This is a genomic window from Bacillus cereus group sp. Bce041 (assembly GCF_052646455.1).
This window is the reverse complement of the sequence record NZ_JBQXON010000002.1, coordinates 736,478-754,812: the sequence shown is the minus strand read 5'-3', so window position 1 is coordinate 754,812 and position 18,335 is coordinate 736,478. Positions and strand designations below refer to the sequence as shown.

Sequence of the window (18,335 nt, the reverse complement as noted above, 5' to 3'; positions counted from 1 at the left end):
GGCTGGCTGTGAAGAATCTTCGTTATCTCAATATATTTACCATATTAATTATATACACACTACTTATGTTTTACATCGGCTGGAACGGATGGGTTTGGCTTCATGCGGTATTTGGCTGGGAATCTTGGGGATATTATGCTTTTATAGTTGCATTTATTTCATATGCGTACATTCTCGTGCAAGTGTTTAAGTTTTTGCCATTTCTGCGAACGATAGGTTCGATTTGGTTTGCGGTTATACAATATGCGCTTATGCTGTTGCCAGTAGCTAATATTATGGTCTTTCTTTTACAGTTTTCAGTAGAGAAAGAAGCGGCAATTATTTGGACAGGAACGGCCGTGTTACTTGCGTTTATCTTTATTTTTGCATACGGAGTATTCAACGCATATAGCCCAGTAGTTAGAAAGTACGAGGTGCACATACCGAAAAAAGTAGAGGGACGTAAAAGTTTACGCATTGCGATGGCTTCTGATATGCATTTCGGTAAACTGTCTGGCGTTTCGCATTTAAAAAGGCTTGTTCGTCATGTAAATGAGATGGAACCTGATATTATTTTACTGCCAGGTGATATTATCGATGATCATCCAGGTGTGTTCATTCAAAAGAATATGGGACCAATCATGAAACAAATGAAAGCACCATTAGGCGTATATGGTGTTTTAGGGAACCATGAATACTATGGTAGAGCGGTTCCAGAGTTTTTACAAGAGATGGATAAGATTGATATTCGTATTCTTTTAGATGAAGTAATTACAATTGAAGATGACTTTTATCTCGTTGGAAGAAGAGATAAAACAGAGCGAGATCGTCAAAGCTTTGAACAATTAATGAGTACGGTAGATAAATCGATGCCTGTTATCGCAATGGATCACCAGCCATTTGAGTTGAAACAAGCAGCAGCGGCAGGTGTAGATTTATTATTATCCGGTCATACGCACCGCGGACAAATGGCGCCCAATCATATTGTAACGAGAAGAATGTACGAGCTAGACTGGGGATACGCACAAAAAGGCGCGTTCCACGCAATTGTTTCTTCTGGATTTGGGTTTTGGGGACCACCGCTTAGACTTGGTAGTAGGTCGGAGATTGTGCAGGTAGAAGTTACATTTGAATAGGGGTTATGAAATAGAGAGCTGATGGCTCTCTATTTTTTTTAATAAAAACAAATAACAATAAATATTTATGTTGGTGCTAATTTCATAAAAGAGATAAGATTATAAGACTCGATTAAAATAAAGGGGGATTGTAAGTGATCATATCAGATGTACTATACGGAGAATTTGAAGTGGATCAAGTAGTAGAAGAATTAATTTCAAGTAAGTCTATGCAAAGGCTAAAAGGTATTCATCAAAATGGCGCAAGTTACTTAATGAACGAGAAATGGAATGTAACGCGCTTTGATCATTCAGTTGGTGTTATGTTATTAGTTAAAAAATTAGGTGGTTCAGTAGAAGAACAGATTGCTAGTTTACTGCATGACGTATCGCATACTGCTTTTTCCCATGTGATTGATTACGTTTTTGATAATGAAGATGAAAGTTATCATGAAGAGATATTTAGTTCTGTTGTGAAAAACTCAGAAATTCCAGCGATTCTTGCGAAGTATGGTTATAACTATGAAGATATTTTGTTAGATGATTCGAAATGGACGTTACTCGAAAGGTCAGCACCAGAATTATGCGCAGACAGAGTGGATTATACATTACGAGATATGTATACATATGGGTATGTTTCTTTAGAAGAAGTTCACAGTTTTTTAGAAGATGTCATCGCTGTAGATGGGAAAATGGTTGTTCAAAGTGTCGAAATGGCAGAATGGTTTACAGAAACGTATTACAAGGAAGTAATCGATTTCTTTATGGAACCAATGAATATTTACGGAAATGATATGTTAGCGAAAACGTTAAAGGTAGCTCTTCATAAAAGGATTATTCATGCAGATGATTTTCTTCTTGAAGATGAGGAGCTTATTTCGAAATTGCAACAATGTAATGACCCCGAAGTAGAAGCTTTATTAAGCAAAGTTCATCGAAATGTAAAAGTAAAAGAAGATAGAAACGATTATGATTTACATCAGAAAAATAAAGTGCGTCTTATTGATCCGCCGTTACTTCGTGAAGGAAAAATCGTTCAGTCGTCTGTTGTGTCAGAAAACATAAGACAGATGAGTGATATTGCTTATGAAAAAGCGGTGAGAGGGATGTATGTGAAATTGATTTCGGAATAAAAAAGAAGTAGCGCATCTTTTTTAGAGCGCTACTTCTTTTTTATTAATTATCAAACCAATTCCAAATCTCAATATCTCCAAGAGTCGCATAACGTACGTGCGGGGAGTTTTGTAATTTTAATAACTCTTTCGATGGGCCAGTAATAACAATTCCGTATACTTTTACACCGTTATCCTTTACATATTGATAACGTTTATCTAAGTTTAGTTCTTTCTCAGAAAGCGCTGCTATTTTGCTTACCGTTTTTTTATGGATAGAAAGAACGCGCATCATTTCGGTTACTTTGTCTTCTTGCGTTTTCTGCCCGTCAGTTTCATTATCGAGGAATCTTACATGTTCTGGAAACCCTATAGCTTCTCCGCCATGTAGGATATAGTCATCTACATTTTTTCTTTCTTGTCCTGTATCTAAAGCGTACCATACAGGAGTTGGAGGGAGTTCTTGTGCCTCGAATATGCTATATAAAAGCGGTTCTAATTCTTTTAAAGTGTAAGCTTTATCAAAAGAAATTGCTACTTCTGCAACGGTTCCATCATGTACTTTTGCAAGTGTATCCCATACTTTTTTTGATGAATCCTTTAAATAATCACCCTGCTCTGTTTTGGGATGAACAAAGAAGAGTTTTGGTTGATAGAACGGATTCATCCAAGTTTGCTTCGTGATATCTACAGATGATAAGAAGCTTTTTGTTTCTATTGTACCAAGTGGCATTTCTTTTTTACCGACGGTTCTTACTAAATCAAATTGGCTATTCGTACGGAAAAAAGCTTCTACACTTGTTCCGCCTCCCATAACGCGGCTATTTGGGATAGTTGCTTCAAGTGCCAGCGAAGGAACCTCTCTAATTTCTTTTAGCCTTTTATCATTATTAGCTTGAAAATAAAAGGCTGATAATACCCCGCCGATTATATAGATAACGATGCAAATTGATAATATAAAACCAAACGTTTGTAAACGATGTTTCCACTTAATTCTCCAAAAAGGAATTTTAAGATCTTTTGGAGGTAACTTTTTCTTAATTGGTTCTGTTTTTGTTAACAGCTCATCTAAGTAAGCTTCACACTCTTCACATGACTCAATATGACTTTCTAACAGTTCTTGTTCATCATGCGTGAGCGTTCCATTTTCATACTTCTTCCATAGTTTTTTAAATTCTGCACAGCCCATCTGTATCACTCCTTTATGCTTTTTATTTCTTTTCGTCCCCTGTGTAATTCAATTTTCACTTTCGCTAATGAGAGACCAGTCATTTCTGCTATTTCCTTATAGGAGAATCCATAGTAATCTCGTAGTAGCAGGGCATTTCGTCGTTCGAGCGGAAGAGAAGATAAACTTTCTAACCAACTAGCAATCTCAAATTTTACGAAATATTCATGTTCTGTACTTGGAACGTTTGGTAAATGGAATTCTGCAACTTCTGTTGTTTTATATTTCTTTTCTTTACGATACCAATCGATAAAGGCATTGTAGGCAATTGTAAATAACCACGGCCTAATTTCTTCTCCTTTATAATAGTCAATATGGACGAGCATTCGGTAAAAGGTTTCTTGCATGAGATCTTCCGCATAGTGGGAATCTCCGGTTAGGGAGAGAAGATAGCGAAATAAATCTTGCATATGCTCGGAGTAAATGTCTTCTAATGATTGTTTGCGTTTCACTACATTTCCCTCCCTCCCTTCATACATAACAACGAAATACATATAAAAAAGTTACAATTTTTTATGGAATTATAGTAAAAAACGTCAAGAATTGGATAGGATTCTCTTTTATCATAATACATATAAGGCGGGTGAACAGAGATGGAAAGCTATGAAACACAAATTCAAAGGTCAATTGATTATATTGAGGAAGATGTAATGGAAAAACAGACGCTGCGTAATTTAGCACGTATTGCAGGTTTTTCTGAGTCGCATTTTCATCGTGTATTTCAGGCATTAGTAGGTGATACAGTAATGGAGTATGTTCGAAAGCGGAGGTTAGCCCGGGCAGCTTATCAACTTTCTCATACGGATGAAAAAGTTATTGATATCGCATTTGAGCATGGCTTTCAATCTCACGAAACGTTCACGAGAGCCTTTAAGAAATTATTTCAAATGACACCGAGTGAATATCGAAAACAAGAAATTGAAACACCGATGTATTACAGCGTGAATGTAAAGCAAAGAAAATTAAATCGGTATTTAGGAGGCATACAAATGGAATATCGTATTGTAAATAAACCAGAATTTTTAATGGCAGGTTATGAACTGAAGACGACAAGTAAAGAGGGGAAGAACCATCAAGACATCCCAGCATTTTGGCAAGAATATTTACAAAAAGATCTTGGAACAACGATTCCGAATCGTAAAGATACGAGCCAATGGGTAGAGCTTGGATTATGTACTGATTTTAATTTAGAAACAGGGGACTTCACTTATATTATTGGAATGGAAGTTACAGACTTTGAAAATGTACCAAATGAAATTGCAAAGCGTACTTTCCCTGCAGCAACATATGCAGTATTTACAACGCCGAAAGTTCCTCATAAAGAAATGGTATCGTCTATTCACCAAACGTGGAATGCAGTATTCTCAGAATGGTTCCCGCATTCAGGGTATGAACATTGCGGAGTTACAGAGTTTGAACTGTACGATGAGCGTTGCCACGAAGATAAGAGTGAGTTTGCACAAGTAGAGCTTTGGATACCGGTGAAGAAAAAATAATAGGGTAAGAGCGAATCATTGGGAGATGGTTCGCTTTTTCATAAAAGGAGAAATGGGAAAATGTTCAAAAAACTAGAATGTGTATCTATACATACGAAAGATATAGAAAGATCAGTTTCTTTCTATAAAGAAATGGGAATGAAGCAAAACTGGATGATAGAAAGAGAACTAGAAGAAGGAGCTATTTGGACGTTAATAGGATTGAAATTTCCAGATGAGAAAAGTTCGGAGTTAGTAATAAGCAATCATCCGGATATTAATTTTACGGAAGTCGAAGTATTAGTAGAAGATGTACAACAAACGTATGAGAGTTTAAAAGATAATAAAGATGTAAAGTGGATTCGCGAACCATTTCCAACAGAATCAGGACATGTTGCAGTAATGGAAGCACCTGATGAGAATGTGTTTGTGTTAGTAGGGAAATAGCTGAAATATGGAGTGACCTTTCATAGTGAGTTATGAAGGGTTATTTTTACTTTGTATAGTAGTAGAGGAAGTAGGTTAGTATTGTCGGTTTTTGTCGGTAAGTCGATATATCTAGAAAATCGCTGATATAATTCGAGTTGCGCTGATATATTCAAAAAATCGCTGATATAATTCGAGTTGCGCCGATATATTCAAAAAATCGCCGATATAATTTCATATACCGCTAAAACACCCCCAAAAAACGATCTGCATAATTTCAATTACCGCAAAACTCTCTCAGAAAAGAAAAAAAGACGCCACATAGCGTCTTTCCTACGAACGAAACGGAAACACAAGAATAATCGTCGTTCCTTTTCCGAGTGCACTATCAACGGAAATTGTCCCGTTATGAGCATGAACGAGCTGTTTTGTAATGGCTAGGCCAAGTCCAGTTCCGATGTTGCTTTCTTCTGTGTTTGTTCCGCGGTAATATCGTTCAAATAGAAGTTCTTTCGTTTTTTCATCCATTCCTTTTCCATCATCTGAAATGGAGAGTGTAAAGGAATTAGCGTTTTGTGATAATTTTACGATGACAGTAGTTGTTTCGTTATTATGTTTTACAGCATTTACTAGTAAGTTTTCGATAATACGCTGGAACCATTTTTCTTCAATGAAATATTGAATTTTATTTGAGCTCGGTACGAATTCAATATTTTGATTTTGAAGTGTTGGATTGTTAATAAATTGCAATAATACTTTTTGGACGAACTGATTGATTTCAACGTTTACGTGTTGGGCAGGAAGGCTGTTATTTTTTAATTGATACGTTAAGCTTAAATCATCAATTAATGTCGTCATATATTGAGATTTCTCTTTCATAACACTACCAAATTGCTGAATATCACGATCAGTCCAGTTATATTGATTCGATTCGAGTAATAATGCGTAGCCATATATAGAGCTAAGTGGTGTTTTTAAGTCGTGTGTTAGACCGGTAATCCATTCTTCTCGTGTTTGCTGGAGGACTTGCCTCATCGCATCATTTTTTTTGAGTGTAATAGAAAGGTGTTCTAGTGAACTTGTTACATCTCTAAACAAACGGAATGACCATTTTTCTTTACCAGATCGCCGGAACCTGACGGGTTTTCCTTTTTTACTAATAGGTTCTTCATATTTTCCACCAGCGATATTTTTAAGCCAGCGCATCGCATGTAATAACGGTTTCCCGAATTTATTACCGTACCAAATAGAAAGAATGACTAAATAAACAAATACGATAAGAAGGATTAATCCGCATCCGATGAGAAACTTCTTAGTAAATACATCTTCAATTTCGTCATCTGGATAGTAGTGCTCATTTTTTGCAGTTACAACGAGAAGGTTGCCACTATTTGCATCGTAAAAGCTAGACGTGTTTTCTTTATGATTCCACGGTTCTTTTTCATTAAGGGCAATTTGTATTGCTGAAAATGTTTTTTTCTTTCCAGTTGGATAGGAAAAAACCTCTTCGCCATTTTGATTAAATATTTGAAGTGTTGCTTTTTCTTTAGACAGTAACTGTTTTTCTTGATCTGTTAATGCGAACGAATCCATCGTTAAAGAGGAATGCTCCTTTTGAATTGCTGTCAGTAACGCATTGCTTTTTAACATACCACCATAAATAACAAGTGCTTTCTTTTCTTCTAATTCAATTTCCCAATATGTAAATTTATAATTGCTTTCGATATGATGCTGTATATATGCGACTAAAGATGTCTTCGTATAAGCATCCGGAACATCATTTGGTGTATTAAAGTGGTAGAGGATTTTTCCGTTTTCATCTACAACTTGGAGCCAATCATTTTTCTCCTTTATTAAATCTTGCACTTCAGATTGTAACGAAATATGCCCATCTTCTGAAGAGATGTATCTTGAAATTGTAAAACTATCAGAATCCGGAATGTTAGGTTCGTATAAAGTACTAGTAAGAAGAAAAATTAAATAAGTAAAAGCAGCAACTACAGCGATAAGTAATGTAACTAAAACAAAAACGTGTTGCATGATAAATTGAATAATAAGTCGTTTATTAAAATTCATATCGTCACCCTACTTTGTAACGAACTTATAACCAAGCCCGCGAACGGTTTTTATATATTCTGGTTTACTTGGATCGTGTTCAATTTTTTCACGTAGTTTTCGAATGTGGACCATAACAGTGTTGTCATCGCCATTATAGGCAGGTGCTCCCCAAACTTTTTCATATATTTCCTCTTTCGAAAATACGTAGTTCGGATTCTCGCAAAAGAAGAGTAGTAGTTGAAAGAGTTGAGCAGAACATTCGACAATGTGCCCATCTACTGTTAGTTCTGCAGAGTGCTGATCAATTTCAAATCTTCCAAATGAAATTGAGTGTGGTTTTTGTTCGTGTGGTACGGTTTGTTTCATATGTCTCCGAAGCTGTGCTTTCATACGTGCTACTACTTCTAATGGATTAAATGGTTTCGTAATATAATCATCTGCACCGTATGAAAATCCGGATATTTTATCTAAATCAGATGCTTTTGCTGATAGGAAGAAAATTGGACAATCTGTTTGTTGGCGAATGATTGGACAAATATCAAAACCAGATTGTCCAGGAAGCATTACATCTAAAATAATTAAATCGTAATTGTTTTGCTTAGTTAGAGATAAAGCCATTTCAGCTGATGTTGCAGTTGTAATATGAGAAAAGCCTTCTTTTTCAAGAATGGTAGTTAGTAATTGTAAAATTGCTGTTTCATCATCAACGAGTAAAATATTTGCTTGGTACATAAACATCCCTCCTAATTTTCTCGAATATCATATCATCATTTTGTAACTTATGGAATTTTTAAGGGAATTTTAAGGTTTTCTTTCGCAAAAAATTAAGAATCAAATGATATGATAAAAGTAACATAGGGGAGGAGATGAGTGTGAACCCGTTTCAAGTGATGCGAGCTAGATATTTTTTAATTGTATTTGCACTATTAATTTTAATAGCGAGAAGTAGTGGCGATTTGCTAACAAGTATATTTCATATACAAAATTCTTCTTTTATAAATATCCTTATATTCTATATCCTTCCGATGGTATGGATTTCTTATGAGTATAGAAAGCACCACATTTCATTTTCATTATTTGTTAATAAAAATGAAACATTTAACTTGGTACAAGTTTTATACATTACGGTTATGTTATGCATGTTTAGTTACGGGTATCTTATTTTGTATATGTATAGTTTTGCATGGATTACACCGGACTTTATTATGAACGCCCTGCATGAACCAATTGTAGATAGTACTGGGGGATATGTATCTCAAGTCATTAGGGTCGTATTCATCGCACCAATTATCGGGGAATTTGTTTTTCGCGGATTTTTACTTCAACGTTTTGCAACAAAATGGGGAACGAGCATAGCGACCATCGTTGTAGCAATATTGTTTGCGTTGTTACATGTTGATTTCCTCGGTGCAGCCATATTCAGCATCGTATTGTCAATCGTATATATTCGTACGAAAAGTTTACTCATGCCAATTGCAATACATATGTTAAACAATGCATTTGTAATAGGTGCGTCTTTTCTAATAAGTAGAGAAAAAATTATTAGTTTTGCCGATTTCTCAAATTATACGACATTCTTTCCTGGACTTATTATTTTTATAACAGGATTAAACTTAGTACTTATCTTTTTATTTGTTAATCGCAAATATTGGAGTAAAGAAGTGCCGGTTATATATGCAGAGCAGGAAAAGAGCTTTTCAGATGTAGTCGGGAGTAAATAAGATGAAGAAGACGGGTGAAAAAATATTAAAAGACATTATAGATTCTACGTCTATTACAGATATGTGTGATAAAAGCGTTTGTCATTGGCTTCAACCTGTAGTAGATACGATTGTGTTTCCAGAGTATTACTTATTTTCTAGTACTCATTTAAAAGAAAATATTATTTCTCTTCTTATTGTGTTCGGGGTTTTACTAATATTTGGTCTAATTGTAGAAGAAATGATGAAGCGCATCTTCAAAAAGAATGAAGAGAAGTATATGTGGATTCATAAAGTATTCGAGAAAGTAATGGTGGCTTTCCTTTTGTTTTATGGTATAAAAACAATCATTTACTTTATAGCTTTGAAACATCATTAATTCGAAATTTGAAAGGGATGTATAAAATTATATGAATGAAACGATATCATCAAATAAGTTTTTTTATTTGATTTTACTTAGTCTAGTGTTAATAACGACAGTGAATGTTATTTTGCGCTGGGAGGAAGCTTATTTTTTCATGTATTTAGCGCTCCATTTGCTAGGGATTTTATGTATAAGTGGTGGAGTGGTTACTGAAAAAAAGAATGAAGAAAGCGTTAACTATATGTGTGTGATCGGTCTTGTTTTACTTTTAGCTGTACAGGGTATTATGAAATATAGTTCTTTCTCTTTACAAGATTTTAGTTTATTAATAGATGTACTTCCTTAAAGAGGCTTTTTATTTTATCTAAAAAGCAAGTAGGGTACGTGTTGGTTTGTAAGTGTACGGATTGTGAACCGAAGAAAGTGTTTAAAGATAGGTAAAACTCTTCTTATGTAGAAGAGTTTTTTTATGTAAATAAAAAGATCCAGAGCAATTCACATAATAAGCTTGTTCTAATTTAGCGTGTACGAACTTACAATAATAATAGACAGGCAGCATAGAGGAGGGAATAGCGTGAAGAAGGTTATCGGTTGGTCGCTTTTTTTGTACGTTGGATTTGCGTTACTTATATATTGGTATTTATTTGGATGGAATCATGAACTTATTCCGGACATGTATAAGGGAACGAGTGCAGATCCAGAAACGTTTATGAGTACGAGAGAGCTTACGCTAAGCCAAGATTATTCGCGCGTGAAAAATTTACTATACTTTTTAGCGACGCCTCTTGAATGGATTATTTTATTATTTGTACTTGTGCTAGGTATTTCAAGAAAGTTTGAGAAATGGTCGAAGGAAACGACTAAAATAAGTGTTTTGCAAGTTGCGATTTATTTCTTTTATTTATCATTATTGACAACAGTGCTTGCCTTACCGATGCAATGGATTGGCCGGAAAGTGTCCGTTGATTACGGCATTTCAACACAAAGTACACAAAGCTGGATAAAAGATCATGTTATCGGTTTTTGGGAAAGTTATGCGACTATGTTAATCGTAGTTACCGTTCTATTATGGCTTATCCGTAAATTTCCGAAGAGATGGTGGCTCGCAGGATGGGCGCTCTCTGTTCCATTTACAATCTTTTTAACATTCATACAGCCTGTCGTTATTGATCCACTGTATAACGACTTCTCGACGCTGAAAAATAAAGAATTAGAAACGAAAATTTTAGCGATAGCAGACAAAGCGGACATTCCTGCTAAACACGTATATGAAGTAAATATGTCAGAAAAAACGAATGCATTAAATGCTTACGTAACAGGAATTGGCCCTAACGCCCGTATTGTAATGTGGGATACAACACTTAAGCAGTTAAAAGATAAAGAGATTTTATTTATAATGGCCCATGAAATGGGGCATTATGTTATGAAACATATATATTTTGGCGTTGCAAGTTATGTATTGCTATCGTTTATAGGTATGTTTTTAATTAGTCGTATTATAAATATGTGTATTCGCAAATGGGGAGATACATTGCAAATTTCAAAAGTAGCATGTTTCTCCATTTTACCTTTATTTTTCTTAATTTCTTCTGTCCTCTCTTTTGCAGCACAACCAGCAACAAACTACGTTTCACGTATAGAAGAAAGAGCGGCAGATCAATATGCTTTAAATATGACGAAGGATGGGAAATCTGGTGTGAAAACTTTTCAATATTTATCAAAAACAAGTTTAAGCCAAGTAAATCCGCCTGCGTTAGTAAAATTTTTCTTATACACGCACCCACCAATTTTTGAAAGAATTCATACGTTTGAACAATATGAGAAACAAAGCAAAAAGGAGTAGCATGATAGCTACTTCTTTTTTTATAGAGATATAAGTTTCATATTGGGAATATTTATCATTGCTTTTTATTACGATTTTGTAAATAATAAGCTATAAAATTCTAAAAATCTATATATAAAGGAATAAAGGTGGAAAAATGTATTTTTTACAAAATTTAAAAGTGAAATATAAATTATTAGCGCTTATTTCATTAGCAGTTTTAGGTATGGTAATTATGAGCAGTGTAGCAATTAATTCTATTAATAAGATTAAGCACGATACAGAGGTTGTAGTAGATGATTATCAATATTCTGCAATTTTATTAGAAGGAATGCTTCGTACACAAAATTCATTAGAATATAACTTACTAGAATTAATTACGGCATCACAAAATGAAGTGGCAAATAAAGAGGGGATAATTGATAATATTGAAAAGGATCTTAAAAAATATGATTCTTTATTAAAAGAATATGATGATGGTTTTAATTTAAGTAAGCAAGAGGATGAACTATTTCAGAAGATGAAGAAATCTTTGCCAAGTTATAAAGATACATATAAAAAATTATTTGAAAAGGCGAAGGCAACAAATGAGCCACAAATGGTAAATGAATTTCAGAAGGAATTAAAACCGAAGGGAATAGAGTTAGCTGGTTATGCAGTGGATCTAGAATCGTATGTTTCAAATTTAGCTGACCAAGTATTTAAAGATTCTCAAAAAATGATTGATCGTTCCGTTATTACCTTTATCATTCTTGTAGTAGTTACTACAATCGTTATATGTATAGTAAGTTATATTATTAGCAAGCTCATAGTTGCTCCTTTACAAACGGTTAGTCGTATGATGGAAAGAGCGAAAGAAGGAGATTTAACCGTACATGGTGATTATACTGCTAAAGATGAATTAGGTGTATTAGTAAGTAATTTTAACGAGATGATTGCAGGGCTAAGAACAAATATGCAAGAAGTAGAGAATAATATTCAGCTTTTATTTCAACATGCAGACGGAGTAGTATCTGCATCAGAAGTATCTAGTAGTGCAGCAAAGAAAATCACTATGGATATTGAAGAAGTTGCAAATGGTGCAGAAAGTCAAATGCAAGCAATGGAACAAACTGCGGGTGCGTTGGAAGAGTTGACACAAGGAATGCAGAGTATAGTCAATACATCATCCTCTGTAAATGAATTATCTGCTCAATCAGCATTAGATGCAGAGAATGGTAACAAATTAATGAAACAAATGATTCAACAGATGGATACAATTCAAAATTCGGTACATAGCGGTGTGAAACAAGTAGAGACTATGAAAGAACAATCAGAAGAAATTGTTAAAATCATTGATGTTATGCAAGGTATTACCTCCCAGATTAACTTATTAGCATTAAACGCCGCAATTGAGGCTGCACGTGCTGGTGAAAGTGGTAGAGGATTTGCAATTGTGGCAGATGAAGTGCGGAAATTAGCAGAACAATCTAGTGATTCTGCAAAACAAATTGAGAATCTTATTACTCAAGTTATGGGAACAACGAACCATACGGTACATATGATGGGGAAAGTAGATAATGAGGTACAGGCAGGTACACAAGTAGTAATGCATACAGAAAAAGTATTTGGAACAATTACAGAAAAAGTACAGCAAGTATCTGAGCAAATTCAAACGGTATCTATGTCTACAGATGAAATTGCAGCGAGTAGTGAGGAAATCTCGGCTTCTGCAGAAGACATGGCTCAAATTTCCCAAAGATCATCTGACCGAACTGATAGGGTAAAAGAGTCTATTCAACAGCAAGAAAAATCTGTTCAAGAGATTTCGATTTCAATTGAACATATGCATAACGCAGCAGGAAAACTAAAACAAATAGTTGCCCAATTTACTCTTCAAAAGTAGTAGCATATTTGAGTGTTAATAAAGATAAAAAAATCATCCTCTTTTAAGAAAAAAGGATGATTTTTTTATCTCGTTATTTGCTGGGCAGTAAGACCACCACCTCAAAATTCAGCGAAAACGAGTTATCAGTGAAGGGGAATGCTACCTCTGAAATATAAGCCATGAATATAGTAGCCTCCACTAGGTATCTCCTTTAGGTGCCAATAAAGGGAAGTTATAAAGTGAAAAGGAGTTTATAAAGAGATTGTAGAATGTTTTAGTATATAACACCTTAGATGTGACAACTTCCTTTTTGAAAAAGAAAGAAGTATAAAGCAGAAAGGTAGTGGAAATATTTCTTCTAGAAGATTTACATTTTATCTTACATTCACCAAAAAATAATACTCCTGAAACAATGAAGTTCATTTTATTTGAATGAAATAGGGAGAGAGGACAATGAAGAAAAAAATATTGGGTGTAATGATGATTGCGACAATGGCAGGAGGTATATTTACAGGGACGAATGTGACGCCTGTAAAAGCGGAAGAGTATCCACAAATGATTGTGTTTGAAGATGTTCCATACGGATTTTGGGCATATGATGCTATTATGGATTTAGCATATCATAAAATTATATTAGGGTATGGAAACGGGAAGTATGGTGTTGGCGATCTTATAACACGTGAACAAGTAGCTGGGACTATTTACAGAACACTTGAGATAAAAGAAGAAGGGCCAGTAGCGAATCCATATAAAGATGTTTCTGATAGTACAACAACTTTTAAAAAGGAAATTTTGGCGTTAACAAAACGTGGTGTTTTTTCAGGGGATGGCCAAGGGAATTTTAGGCCGAAAGCACCAATCTCTAGAGCGGAAATGGCTGTCATTTTAAAACGAGCATTTCATTTTGAAACGAAACAAAAACATACATTTAAAGATATTCCAAAAGGCCACTGGGCAGAAGATGCAATTAGTGCGTTACAATCTAATAATGTTGTAAGAGGAACTGGGAATGACATGTATGAATTAAATCGCCCTGTACCTAGAGAACAATATGCTCAGTTTATTAATAATGCGATTATTAATTATCATTTGAAAGAGGATTGGAAGTAGAGTAAAATATGAAAGCACAAATAGAAATATTTGTGCTTTTTTGTTTGTTTAAAAAAGAATTATTATTCGCATTTATGTATTTTTATGGTTATACACAAGCTTTATAATCAACCCGATGAAAAAGACATGATGTGTAATATGATTCACAAAACCGTCACGAAATGTGTCGGAAAATATATTGTCACTATACCATTTATTCTGTATATTTTTAAAAAAACATATACATATTGGGGAGATAATTTGATGAGCAAAAAATTATTAAAAACAGCTACAGCATTAACAATTATGGGTGGGGTGTTATTCTCAGTAGAGAGTAACAGTGTAAAAGCGGAAAGTGCACCGTTGCAAAAAACAAATACAATTGTATTTAAAGATGTACCAAAAGGACATTGGGCATATGAGGCAATTCATGAATTAGCGGAACAAGAAATTATTTTGGGATATGGCGATGGAATATTCGGTTTTGGGGATAATGTAACACGTGAGCAAGTTGCAGCTTTAATTTACCGTGTGTTTGATATGGAAGAACAAGATGAATATGAAAACCCATATGGAGATATTGATGAAAATTCAACAAGCTTTATCGAGGAGATATTGGCTTTAACGGAAATGGGAATTTTCCAGGGAGACGAGAATGGAAACTTTAGACCGAAGGCGACGTTAACGCGTGCGGAAATGGCACAAGTTCTTACGAATGCTTTTGACTTACAGGCAAAGGGATCTCATAACTTTAATGATGTTTCAGCAAATTCATGGGCAACGAATGCAATTAGTGCAGTACAAACAAATGGTATTACAATGGGAATCGGAGAAGGTAAATTCGGTCCGTCTATGAAGGTAACGAGAGAACAATACGCACAGTTTTTACATAGAGCAATATTGCATGATATGGAACAAGGGCAGTAATAAAGTTTAACTAGTCAAAGTGAAATTTAAAAATAATACAAAAAGGTCGTTGTTGTATAACAGTGGCCTTTTTTGTATGAAATAAAGCACGAAAGAATGGCGTTTTGAAAAAAAATGAAATGAATTTTCAAAAAAAACTTCCTTTTCTGAAGATTTGTTATATAATATAAAACATGAAATCAAATCTGTTATAAAACAGTTTAAGAAGGGGATGCTAATATGTCGACGCAAACTTCACGGGTTACACTCGTTGGAGAAATGTTACCAGCGTACAACGAAATATTGACACCTGAGGTGCTTAGTTTTTTGAAGGAACTACATGAGAATTTTAATGAGCGCCGCATAGAACTTTTACAAAAACGTGTAGAAAAACAACAGAGAATTGATGCAGGGGAGTTTCCGAAGTTTCTAGAAGAAACAAAACACATACGTGAAGCGGATTGGACAATTGCCAAGCTGCCAAAAGACTTAGAGGATCGCCGCGTAGAGATTACTGGACCAGTAGATAGAAAGATGGTCATTAACGCTTTAAATTCAGGAGCGCATCTTTTTATGGCGGATTTTGAAGATTCGAATGCACCAACTTGGGAAAACGCAGTTGAAGGGCAAATCAATTTACGAGATGCAGTAAAGGGAACGATTTCACATGAAAATGATAAAGGGAAAGAATATAGATTAAATGAGAAAACAGCTGTACTCATTGTACGTCCAAGAGGATGGCATTTAGAGGAAAAGCATATGCAAGTTGATGGGAAAAATATGTCGGGTAGTTTAGTAGATTTCGGCTTGTATTTTTTCCATAATGCGAAAGCTCTTTTAGCAAAAGGGAGCGGCCCATACTTTTACTTACCGAAAATGGAAAGTTATTTAGAAGCGAGATTATGGAATGATGTATTCGTATTTGCTCAAAAATATATCGGCATTCCAAACGGAACGATTAAAGCAACTGTGTTACTGGAAACGATTCACGCTTCGTTTGAAATGGATGAAATTTTATATGAGCTAAAAGATCATTCTGCTGGCTTAAATTGCGGAAGATGGGATTATATTTTTAGCTTTTTAAAGAGTTTCCGTAATCATAATAAATTCTTACTACCAGATAGAGCACAAGTCACGATGACGGCGCCATTTATGCGTTCGTATTCTTTGAAAGTAATTCAAACATGTCACCGCCGTAATGCACCAGCAATTGGAGGAATGGCGGCACAAATTCCGATTAAAAATAATCCAGAAGCAAATGAAGCAGCTTTTGAAAAAGTGCGTGCTGATAAGGAACGCGAAGCTTTAGACGGTCATGACGGGACTTGGGTTGCCCACCCTGGACTTGTACCGGTTGCAATGGAAGTGTTTAATCACATTATGAAAACACCAAATCAAATTTTTAGAAAACGTGAAGAAATATGTGTAACAGAAAACGATTTACTAGAGGTACCGGTGGGAACGATTACAGAAGAGGGCCTTCGCATGAATATTAGCGTAGGTATTCAATATATTGCATCTTGGTTAAGCGGACGGGGAGCAGCACCCATTTATAACTTAATGGAAGATGCGGCAACAGCTGAAATTTCAAGAGCACAAGTATGGCAATGGATTCGTCATGAAGGTGGAAAACTAAATGATGGTCGTAATATTACGCTTGAATTAATGGAAGAGCTAAAAGAAGAAGAATTAGCAAAAATAGAAAGAGAGATTGGTAAGGAAGCCTTTAAGAAAGGGAGATTCCAAGAGGCGACAACGTTGTTTACAGATCTCGTTCGAAATGATGAATTCGTACCATTTTTAACATTACCGGGTTATGAAATTTTATAAAAAATGAAAAGGGGATGGAACAAATGAAAAACGAAAGAATCGAGAAGTTACAAGAAAGCTGGGAATTAGATGAGCGTTGGAAAGGGATCACACGTCCATATTCGGCAGAAGATGTAATTCGCCTGCGCGGGTCAATTGATATTGAACATACTTTAGCGCGTCGCGGTGCTGAGAAGCTTTGGACATCGCTTCATACAGAAGACTATATTAACGCACTTGGCGCATTAACAGGAAACCAAGCGATGCAACAAGTAAAAGCTGGGTTAAAAGCGATTTACTTAAGTGGTTGGCAAGTAGCAGCTGATGCAAACCTTTCTGGACATATGTATCCAGACCAAAGTTTATATCCAGCGAACAGCGTACCTGCTGTAGTAAAACGAATTAATCAAACGCTTCAACGTGCGGATCAAATTCAGCATATGGAAGGAAGCGATGATACAGACTATTTCGTACCGATTGTAGCAGATGCAGAAGCTGGATTTGGTGGGCAATTAAATGTATTCGAACTGATGAAAGGTATGATTGAAGCAGGTGCATCAGGTGTGCATTTTGAAGATCAATTATCTTCAGAGAAAAAATGTGGCCATTTAGGTGGAAAAGTACTACTACCAACGCAAACAGCAGTACGCAATTTAATTTCTGCACGCCTTGCAGCAGATGTAATGGGAGTGCCGACAATTATCGTTGCAAGAACAGATGCGGATGCAGCTGATTTAATTACGAGCGATATCGATCCTGTTGATAAAGCATTTATTACAGGAGAAAGAACACCAGAAGGGTTTTACCGTACGAATGCAGGTCTTGATCAAGCAATTGCGCGCGGTTTAGCGTATGCACCGTACGCAGACCTCGTTTGGTGTGAAACGTCAGAACCAAATTTAGAAGATGCAAAACGATTTGCGGACGCAATTCATAAGGAGCATCCAGGGAAGCTACTTGCATATAACTGCTCACCTTCATTCAACTGGAAACAAAAACTAGATGAAAAAACAATTGCAAGCTTCCAAAAGGAAATCGCATCTTACGGTTACAAGTTCCAATTCGTAACACTTGCTGGATTCCATTCATTAAATTACGGTATGTTTGAACTAGCACGTGGCTATAAAGAGCGCGGCATGGCAGCATACTCTGAACTACAACAAGCAGAATTCGCAGCTGAAAAACATGGCTACTCTGCAACACGTCATCAACGCGAAGTAGGAACAGGTTACTTTGATGAAGTTGCACAAGTGATTACGGGCGGAACTTCATCAACGACAGCGTTAAAAGGATCTACGGAAGAAGCACAGTTTACGAAATAAAAGGAAGGGGCACCTTTTTGAAGGGTGCCCCTTGTTATTTTCTAAACGATTCGAAAAGAGAGA

At 35.5% G+C, this 18,335-nt stretch carries 17 protein-coding genes and 1 pseudogene; 14 read left to right on the top strand and 4 right to left on the bottom strand.

Going from position 1 to position 18,335, the window contains the following annotated elements; all coding sequences use genetic code 11:
• Positions 1–8: 8 nt before the first annotated feature.
• On the top strand, positions 9–1,115 hold the full coding sequence (locus tag ACUN13_RS09885) for a metallophosphoesterase (RefSeq protein ID WP_342761688.1): 1,107 nt from the start codon (positions 9–11) through the stop codon (positions 1,113–1,115).
• A 134-nt stretch (positions 1,116–1,249) separates the two neighbouring features.
• Entirely contained in the window at positions 1,250–2,227 is a 978-nt protein-coding gene (locus tag ACUN13_RS09880; RefSeq protein ID WP_257115916.1) for an HD domain-containing protein, read from the top strand.
• 43 nt (positions 2,228–2,270) lie between these two features.
• Here ACUN13_RS09880 and ACUN13_RS09875 read toward each other — a convergent pair whose 3' ends face one another.
• Together ACUN13_RS09875 and ACUN13_RS09870 are read right to left on the bottom strand one after the other, a co-directional pair.
• A complete protein-coding gene (locus ACUN13_RS09875) occupies positions 2,271–3,395 on the bottom strand; it encodes an anti-sigma factor (protein WP_025966997.1) in 1,125 nt (374 codons plus the stop codon).
• A gap of 5 nt (positions 3,396–3,400) precedes the next feature.
• Positions 3,401–3,886 (bottom strand): RNA polymerase sigma factor, encoded by a 486-nt coding sequence (locus ACUN13_RS09870; protein ID WP_257115917.1) that lies wholly within the window; start codon positions 3,884–3,886, stop codon positions 3,401–3,403.
• Between the two features lie 141 nt (positions 3,887–4,027).
• On the opposite strand from ACUN13_RS09870, the gene ACUN13_RS09865 reads away from it, so the two are divergent.
• Complete coding sequence (locus ACUN13_RS09865) at positions 4,028–4,930, top strand: AraC family transcriptional regulator (RefSeq protein ID WP_257115918.1); 903 nt, start codon at positions 4,028–4,030, stop codon at positions 4,928–4,930.
• Positions 4,931–4,990: 60 nt separating this feature from the next.
• Positions 4,991–5,356 carry a VOC family protein gene (locus tag ACUN13_RS09860; protein WP_000473643.1) on the top strand — a complete coding sequence of 122 codons (366 nt, stop codon included), beginning with the start codon at positions 4,991–4,993 and terminating at the stop codon, positions 5,354–5,356.
• Between the two features lie 312 nt (positions 5,357–5,668).
• Here ACUN13_RS09860 and ACUN13_RS09855 read toward each other — a convergent pair whose 3' ends face one another.
• Positions 5,669–7,411, bottom strand: a complete 1,743-nt coding sequence (locus ACUN13_RS09855; RefSeq protein ID WP_001010440.1) for a sensor histidine kinase — start codon at positions 7,409–7,411, stop codon at positions 5,669–5,671.
• A gap of 9 nt (positions 7,412–7,420) precedes the next feature.
• The gene (locus tag ACUN13_RS09850) at positions 7,421–8,125 is read right to left on the bottom strand and encodes a response regulator transcription factor (protein WP_000283870.1); all 705 of its coding nucleotides are present in this window, start codon (positions 8,123–8,125) and stop codon (positions 7,421–7,423) included.
• A 140-nt stretch (positions 8,126–8,265) separates the two neighbouring features.
• Here ACUN13_RS09850 and ACUN13_RS09845 point away from each other — a divergent pair, with 140 nt between their 5' ends.
• The 10 genes and pseudogenes from ACUN13_RS09845 (at position 8,266) to aceA (ending at position 18,272) form a co-directional block, all read left to right on the top strand.
• Positions 8,266–9,114: a CPBP family intramembrane glutamic endopeptidase gene (locus tag ACUN13_RS09845; protein ID WP_001067984.1), complete on the top strand. Its 849-nt coding sequence runs from the start codon at positions 8,266–8,268 to the stop codon at positions 9,112–9,114.
• 1 nt (position 9,115) lies between these two features.
• The gene (locus ACUN13_RS09840) at positions 9,116–9,472 is read left to right on the top strand and encodes a hypothetical protein (protein WP_257115920.1); all 357 of its coding nucleotides are present in this window, start codon (positions 9,116–9,118) and stop codon (positions 9,470–9,472) included.
• Positions 9,473–9,503: 31 nt separating this feature from the next.
• Positions 9,504–9,803 carry a DUF2101 family protein gene (locus ACUN13_RS09835; protein ID WP_001006050.1) on the top strand — a complete coding sequence of 100 codons (300 nt, stop codon included), beginning with the start codon at positions 9,504–9,506 and terminating at the stop codon, positions 9,801–9,803.
• A 228-nt stretch (positions 9,804–10,031) separates the two neighbouring features.
• Positions 10,032–11,300 carry a M48 family metallopeptidase gene (locus ACUN13_RS09830; protein WP_000755729.1) on the top strand — a complete coding sequence of 423 codons (1,269 nt, stop codon included), beginning with the start codon at positions 10,032–10,034 and terminating at the stop codon, positions 11,298–11,300.
• 136 nt (positions 11,301–11,436) lie between these two features.
• Positions 11,437–12,216, top strand: a pseudogene (locus tag ACUN13_RS09825) (MCP four helix bundle domain-containing protein); the annotation flags it as partial.
• Positions 12,211–13,164, top strand: coding sequence for a methyl-accepting chemotaxis protein (locus ACUN13_RS09820; RefSeq protein WP_409531657.1), 954 nt, complete (start codon positions 12,211–12,213; stop codon positions 13,162–13,164). The pseudogene ACUN13_RS09825 and the gene ACUN13_RS09820, both read left to right, overlap by 6 nt.
• A gap of 435 nt (positions 13,165–13,599) precedes the next feature.
• Positions 13,600–14,256 (top strand): S-layer homology domain-containing protein, encoded by a 657-nt coding sequence (locus tag ACUN13_RS09815; RefSeq protein WP_257115922.1) that lies wholly within the window; start codon positions 13,600–13,602, stop codon positions 14,254–14,256.
• 138 nt (positions 14,257–14,394) lie between these two features.
• A complete protein-coding gene (locus tag ACUN13_RS09810; RefSeq protein ID WP_142292929.1) occupies positions 14,395–15,162 on the top strand; it encodes an S-layer homology domain-containing protein in 768 nt (255 codons plus the stop codon).
• A 219-nt stretch (positions 15,163–15,381) separates the two neighbouring features.
• Positions 15,382–16,971, top strand: a complete 1,590-nt coding sequence (aceB, locus tag ACUN13_RS09805) for a malate synthase A (protein ID WP_257115923.1) — start codon at positions 15,382–15,384, stop codon at positions 16,969–16,971.
• 23 nt (positions 16,972–16,994) lie between these two features.
• Complete coding sequence (gene aceA, locus ACUN13_RS09800) at positions 16,995–18,272, top strand: isocitrate lyase (RefSeq protein ID WP_000787346.1); 1,278 nt, start codon at positions 16,995–16,997, stop codon at positions 18,270–18,272.
• The last annotated feature ends 63 nt before the right edge of the window (positions 18,273–18,335 follow it).

Coding starts and splice junctions, on each gene's coding strand:
- ACUN13_RS09875 (WP_025966997.1), bottom strand. CDS start 3,395: ATGGGCTGTGCAGAATTTAAAAAACTATGGAAGAAGTATGAAAATGGA.
- ACUN13_RS09865 (WP_257115918.1), top strand. CDS start 4,028: ATGGAAAGCTATGAAACACAAATTCAAAGGTCAATTGATTATATTGAG.
- ACUN13_RS09860 (WP_000473643.1), top strand. CDS start 4,991: ATGTTCAAAAAACTAGAATGTGTATCTATACATACGAAAGATATAGAA.
- ACUN13_RS09855 (WP_001010440.1), bottom strand. CDS start 7,411: ATGAATTTTAATAAACGACTTATTATTCAATTTATCATGCAACACGTT.
- ACUN13_RS09850 (WP_000283870.1), bottom strand. CDS start 8,125: ATGTACCAAGCAAATATTTTACTCGTTGATGATGAAACAGCAATTTTA.
- ACUN13_RS09840 (WP_257115920.1), top strand. CDS start 9,116: ATGAAGAAGACGGGTGAAAAAATATTAAAAGACATTATAGATTCTACG.
- ACUN13_RS09835 (WP_001006050.1), top strand. CDS start 9,504: ATGAATGAAACGATATCATCAAATAAGTTTTTTTATTTGATTTTACTT.
- ACUN13_RS09820 (WP_409531657.1), top strand. CDS start 12,211: ATGATTGCAGGGCTAAGAACAAATATGCAAGAAGTAGAGAATAATATT.
- ACUN13_RS09815 (WP_257115922.1), top strand. CDS start 13,600: ATGAAGAAAAAAATATTGGGTGTAATGATGATTGCGACAATGGCAGGA.
- ACUN13_RS09810 (WP_142292929.1), top strand. CDS start 14,395: ATGATTCACAAAACCGTCACGAAATGTGTCGGAAAATATATTGTCACT.
- aceB (WP_257115923.1), top strand. CDS start 15,382: ATGTCGACGCAAACTTCACGGGTTACACTCGTTGGAGAAATGTTACCA.
- aceA (WP_000787346.1), top strand. CDS start 16,995: ATGAAAAACGAAAGAATCGAGAAGTTACAAGAAAGCTGGGAATTAGAT.